We start from the raw sequence: 5,694 nt of genomic DNA, 5'->3' as shown, positions 1-5,694 counted from the left end.
GCAGAAGACCCAGGGTCGAGAAGCGGCGTTCACAGCCTTCGCTGGGCGGTGTGTCGCCCTCGACTGCTCGCTCGGAGACGATCCACGAGCAGCCGTAGCCGATCTCGTCGCACAGTCGGCCGCGGGCACGCTCGCGCCCGTATCGACTCACGGCCTGCTCGACGGCATTGCCTATGCGCTGGCTTCGTCCACCGGAGATCCGTCGCAGCGCGCTCTCGCACTCGCCGACACTTTGTCGTCGGCACGATCCGGTGACACCACCGCGTTGCAGGAGCTCGCGTCGAGAGCATCCGATGCCTACGGAACCGACGGTCAATTCGTCGCACGGTGTACCGACGGCCAACAGTGGCCGCCGCCGCAGGCGGTGCGCGACGTGAGTTCGTCGTGGGCGCAGTTGTACCCGATCTTCGGAATCGACGCGGCCCTGACCGCGCTGACGTGCTCGTCGTGGCCGACGGCGCCCGCGGCACCCCTTCCCTCCACGGTGCCGATTCCGGTTCTGCTTGTCAGCGGTGCTGCAGACTCGGAGGTCGGCAACGGCGGTTTCGCGAGTGTCACCGGGATCGTCGCAGCCACTGGGACCCGTTCTGCTTCGATGACATGGCAGGGCGCCGGTCACCCTGCACTCGGCGGCTCGCAGTGCGTGCAGTCCGCAGCGGTGACCTATGCGCAGGACGGCACACTGCCGCCGGACGGCAGCGTCTGCCCGGCCTGAGGGTGTCTCGGTGATCGGTAGAGCAGGGTCAAGGTACCGTTCCCGGGTGTCACTTAGCTTTCTCGAGCCGCGGAACGGCCGGTCCACCGCTGACGTAGTCAAATTTGCGCTGTGGCCGTTGGCCATCATGACGGTGATCAACAGGGTTGTGATCAAGGCAGTCAACGGCGACATCACCAATGACTTCAACCCCGTGTACAACGCGGCGCTCGCATTCCTCAACCGCCAGCCCGTCTACACGGCCAATTTCGATTCCGTCGATCCGCATTACCTGTACCAGCCGAGCGCGACGATGCTGCTCTCGCCGCTTGCCGTCATCGATCCGGAACGGTCACGTTGGCTGTTCATCATCGCCAGCACGGTCGCGATTCTCGTTGCCCTGTACATCCTGCTCAGGATCTTCGGCTTTCGTCTCGATTCGGTTGCAGCCCCGGCCCTTTTGCTCGCGGCCTTCGTCAGCGAGACGGTGACGAACACCCTCGTCTTCACCAATTTCAACGGTTTCGTGTTGCTCGGCGAGGTCGCGTTCATCGGATTCCTGTTGCAGCGGAAGGATTTGTCCGCGGGTGTCGCGATGGGGCTGACACTCGCGATCAAGCCCATGCTCGCTCCGCTGCTGCTGCTGCCGTTGATGACCAGACAGTGGAGAGTATTCGTCACCTCGATCGCTGTCCCGGTGGTGATGATGGCGATCGCATGGCCGCTCTCCGTCGACCCGATGGACTTCATCGATCGCACGCTGCCGTACCTACTCCAGACCCGTGACTACTTCAACAGCGCCGTAGTCGGGAACGGTCTCTACTACGGTATCCCCGACCTGTTGCTCCTCGCGATACGCGTCGTATTGGGCCTCATGGTCGTCGTATCGATGTGGCTGCTCTACCGGTACTGCCGCGAGGATCGGCTCTTCTTCTTCGCCACGGCGTCGGGTCTGATTCTGACTGCTCACTGGCTGCTCGGATCGCTCGGCCAGATGTACTACTCCATGATGCTGTTCCCCCTGCTCATGACCGTGGTGCTGAAGAACTCCCTGATTCGGAACTGGCCTGCGTGGCTCGCCATCTACGGGTTCATGAATGCGGATCGATGGCTGTCCGGCCGCTTTGTCGAAACAGGCCGTGCCCTGGACTACATGCGGACCACATTCGGGTGGAGTCTTCTGATCATCGTGATCTTCGCTGTGCTCATCGGCCGCTACTTGGCGGCGCGCCAGGATGGGCGCCTGGACGACGGAATCGAACCCGATTACCTGCTCGAAGACTCTCGAGCTGGGAAGACGACGAAGACCGGCTGATCGTATTAGCGTGGAGGCATGAGTTCAGCGACTGACAAGAATCCTGCCCCCGCCATCCAGCACACCGACGCGGAGTGGCGTGCGAAGTTGACGCCCGAGGAGTACGCCGTCCTCCGTGAGGCAGGCACCGAACGCCCGTTCGTCGGCGAGTACACAGACACCAAGACAGATGGCGTCTACGAGTGCCGTGCGTGTGGCGCCGAGTTGTTCCGCAGCACCGAGAAGTTCGAATCACATTGCGGCTGGCCGTCGTTCTTCGATCCGGCAGACAGCGATGCGGTGATCCTGAACGAGGACACCTCGCTCGGAATGCGACGGGTAGAAGTGATCTGCAAGAACTGCCATAGTCATCTCGGCCACGTCTTCGAGGGCGAGGGTTACCCGACGCCGACGGATCAGCGGTACTGCATCAACTCGATCTCCTTGGTACTCAAGCCTGCCGAGTAGCTCCGACCGGAATCGTTTCGCCGGGCGGTGACTCAGGGCACATCGGTGCGGCGCATAATCGAAACCATGCGCACCTTCACGTCAGCAGAGCAACTGAAAGCAGCCGTCGGCGAGGACCTCGGCACGAGCGACTGGCTCCAGATCACGCAGGAGAGGGTCAATACCTTCGCCGATGCCACCGGGGATCACCAATGGATCCACGTCGACGTCGAGCGCGCGAAGAAGGAAAGCCCGTTCGGTGCCCCCATCGCTCACGGATTCCTGACTCTGTCGCTGGTATCGATGTTGAACTGGCCGATCTACACCATCGAGAACACCAAGCTCGGAATCAACTACGGCTCCAACAAAGTCCGATTCATCAACCCGGTCAAGGTCGGTTCGCACGTCCGCCTGCAGACCACCTTGACCTCCGTCGAGGACGCGTCGGGCGGCGCACTCCAGATCATCGCCGCATGCACGCTCGAGATCGAAGGCGAAGACAAGCCGGCCTTGGTGGCCGAGATCATCAGCCGAATCGTGTTCTAGGAGACCTACCTGTTCGTCATCGTGGGCGGATCGAACGCTGAGATCGGCGGGAGTACCTCGTCGTAGCGTTCGATCTGCACCAGTACGTGTTGCCCCGTGGATCCTTGAGACAGCGACGACGCCCCGACGTCGGGGGTCAAGACGTTCGGATTGCCGTGCTTGCACAGAGAATTGGTGTCGGCTGGATCCAGCGGGTCGTACCAGGCGCCGGTGGACAGTTGGACGACGTCGTCGAGCATCCCGTCGTCGACGACTACCCCCGCCAGGCACGCGCCTCGATCGTTGAACACCTTGACCACGTCACCGTCGGTGACCCCGCGCGCCGCAGCTGCCGCGGAGTGCATTCGGATGGGCTCACGACCCTGCACTTTCGACGCCTGACTGGTGGCGCCGTGATCGAGCTGACTGTGCAGTCGAGTGCGGGGTTGGTTCGCGATGAGGTGCAGCGGGAAGTGTTGCGCACGTTCGCCGTTAAGCCATTCCACGGGTTCGAACCATGCCGGGTGGCCGATGCAGTCCTGGTAGCCGAAGCTGTCGATCACCTCGGAGAAGATCTCGATGCGTCCGCTCGGTGTGCGTAGGGCGTTGCGAACGGGATCTTCTCGATAGTCCGCGAACAACGTCAGGTCCTCTTCGGTGGCCATTCGCACCGAACCCGCCCGCCAGAACTCGTCGAACTGCGGGGTCTCGACGTTCGCCGAACTCAGGTAGCCGCGCCACTGGTCGTACAGATGCTCGATCCACTCCCCCGATGTCCGGCCCTCGGTGAAACCGTCGGCGACTCCCATCTTCCGAGCCACTGCCGCGAAGGTGTCGTAGTCGTCGCGAGAGTCCGCGTAGCGCGGGACGGCCTGCTGCATCGCCACCAGCAGTGGATCGTTTCGAGTGCAGCTGAGGTCGTTTCGTTCGAGCGATGTGGTCGACGGTACGACGATGTCCGCGTGCTTTGCCATCGGCGTCCAATACGGATCGTGCACGACGATGGTGTCCGGCCGCCCGAACGCGCGTCGAAGGCGGCCCAGATCTTGGTGGTGATGGAACGGATTTCCGCCGGCCCAATGGACCAACTTGATATCTGGATAGGTCATCCGTCGACCGTTGTAGTCGAACTCGGTACCCGGTCCGAGCAACATGTCGGCGATCGCGGCGACCGGTATGTGCGCGGTGATCGGGTTGAATCCTTGCGGAAGCGTCGGCAACGGATACGGCACCGGTCCCAGCCCTGGCTCGTTCATCGACCCGTAACCGTGCCCGAATCCCCCACCGGGAATGCCGATCTGGCCGAGCATCGATGCGAGCGTGATCCCCATCCACGGAGCCTGTTCCCCGCTCTTCACACGCTGCAGCGACCATGTCACCGTGATCAGCGTTCTCCGAGACGCCATCGATCTGGCCAGATCTACGATGACATCCGCGGCGATTCCGGACATCGTCGACGCCCAATCCGGAGTCTTCGGAACGCCGTCGGAGACACCGAGCAGGTACCGCTCGAACCTGTCGTAGCCGGTGGTGTATCTGTCGAGAAATTTTGTGTCGTGCAGGTTTTCGGCTACCAACACGTAGGCGAGCCCCAGCATCACAGCGACATCGGATCCCGGGACTGGAGCAAGCCACGTCGCGGCGCCGTGCATGTCGTCACGTAGCGGACTGACCGAGACGATCTTGCCGCCGCGAGCCCGAAGCGCGTCGAGCGCGGATTCCGTCGGATGATCGGACGTTCCACCGTGATTGACGCTGGTGTTCTTGGCCGGCACACCGCCGAACGCGACGAGCAACTCGGTCTCGGCTGCGATGACCTTCCAGGACGTGGAGCGCGAGAACATCTTCCAGTGCGCGCCGATGACATGCGGCATGATGACCCCGGTAGCGCCGGTCGAGTAACTGTTCACCGATCGCGTATATCCGCCGAGGCAGTTGAGGAAGCGATGGACCTGACTCTGTGCGTGATGGAATCGGCCTGCGCTCGCCCATCCGTACGAGCCACCGTAGATCGCCTCGTTGCCGTGACGGTCGATGACTCGTCGGAGTTCACCGGCCAGCAGATCCGTCAGCTCGTCCCACGTCACGGCCACGTAGTCGTCGTTGCCGCGCCGATCGGTCGGGCCTGGTCCGTTCTCCAGCCACCCCCGACGGACCGACGGACCGGTGATGCGGGAGCGATGCTTGACCGATCCCGGCACGTTTCCCAGAGCCGGTGATGGACTCGAATCGCCCGCGTGGGGTCGGATGTCGACTACTTCACCGTCGGCCGCCGCGGCACTGAACATGCCCCAGTGCGCCATGTGCTGGGTGTGCCGACCGGGACCTGCGACCCGGCTCACCGAGTGATTCCGCTGAGCTCCACAGCCTCGAGCAACGCGGTGGGGCGCTGAGGCGTCGGGATCGGGTCGACGAGCGCGAACGAACAACCGATGGTCCGCGCTGCGCCGTCGGCTTCGTCGCTGTCGCCGACCATCAAAGTCCGCCTCGCATCGACACCGAGCTTGTCGACCGCATAGCGAAAGATCTCGGGCTGAGGTTTGACGAAGCCGACCTCGTAGGACAGAACGAACTCCGATACCAGATCGGTGACACCGAGGCGCTCGAACGCCGGTCGGATGTCGAACGCGATGTTGCTCAGCACCGCGACCGGGATCGATGCTGCGGCAAGCACCTTCAGCACCTCGGCGGCGTCCGGATACGGAGTCCAGCAGAACGGATCGATGACCCTGCC

General features: G+C 63.0%; 6 protein-coding genes. 4 read left to right on the top strand and 2 right to left on the bottom strand.

The window, feature by feature from the left end; all coding sequences use genetic code 11:
• The 4 genes from A2J03_RS16580 to A2J03_RS16565 all read left to right on the top strand — a co-directional run.
• On the top strand, window positions 1-715 hold a 715-nt coding region (locus tag A2J03_RS16580; protein WP_197480825.1), incomplete at its 5' end, for an alpha/beta hydrolase.
• A 46-nt stretch (window positions 716-761) separates the two neighbouring features.
• Window positions 762-2,009, top strand: coding sequence for a glycosyltransferase family 87 protein (locus A2J03_RS16575; RefSeq protein ID WP_068375982.1), 1,248 nt, complete (start codon window positions 762-764; stop codon window positions 2,007-2,009).
• Between the two features lie 18 nt (window positions 2,010-2,027).
• Window positions 2,028-2,456: a peptide-methionine (R)-S-oxide reductase MsrB gene (gene msrB, locus A2J03_RS16570; protein WP_068375980.1), complete on the top strand. Its 429-nt coding sequence runs from the start codon at window positions 2,028-2,030 to the stop codon at window positions 2,454-2,456.
• Window positions 2,457-2,522: 66 nt separating this feature from the next.
• Window positions 2,523-2,981, top strand: coding sequence for a MaoC family dehydratase (locus A2J03_RS16565; protein WP_068375978.1), 459 nt, complete (start codon window positions 2,523-2,525; stop codon window positions 2,979-2,981).
• A 5-nt stretch (window positions 2,982-2,986) separates the two neighbouring features.
• Here A2J03_RS16565 and A2J03_RS16560 read toward each other — a convergent pair whose 3' ends face one another.
• Together A2J03_RS16560 and A2J03_RS16555 are read right to left on the bottom strand one after the other, a co-directional pair.
• Window positions 2,987-5,263 (bottom strand): molybdopterin-dependent oxidoreductase, encoded by a 2,277-nt coding sequence (locus tag A2J03_RS16560; RefSeq protein ID WP_197480826.1) that lies wholly within the window; start codon window positions 5,261-5,263, stop codon window positions 2,987-2,989.
• Between the two features lie 35 nt (window positions 5,264-5,298).
• Window positions 5,299-5,694, bottom strand: a 396-nt coding sequence (locus tag A2J03_RS16555) for an HAD family hydrolase (RefSeq protein ID WP_156520425.1), incomplete at its 5' end; no start/stop codon positions are given.

Origin of the sequence: Rhodococcus sp. EPR-157, assembly GCF_001647195.1 — a bacterium.
Lineage (GTDB): Bacteria > Actinomycetota > Actinomycetes > Mycobacteriales > Mycobacteriaceae > Rhodococcoides.
This window is presented reverse-complemented; position numbering and strand designations above follow the sequence as displayed.

Coding starts and splice junctions, on each gene's coding strand:
- A2J03_RS16565 (WP_068375978.1), top strand. CDS start 2,523: ATGCGCACCTTCACGTCAGCAGAGCAACTGAAAGCAGCCGTCGGCGAG.
- A2J03_RS16560 (WP_197480826.1), bottom strand. CDS start 5,263: ATGGCGCACTGGGGCATGTTCAGTGCCGCGGCGGCCGACGGTGAAGTA.
- msrB (WP_068375980.1), top strand. CDS start 2,028: ATGAGTTCAGCGACTGACAAGAATCCTGCCCCCGCCATCCAGCACACC.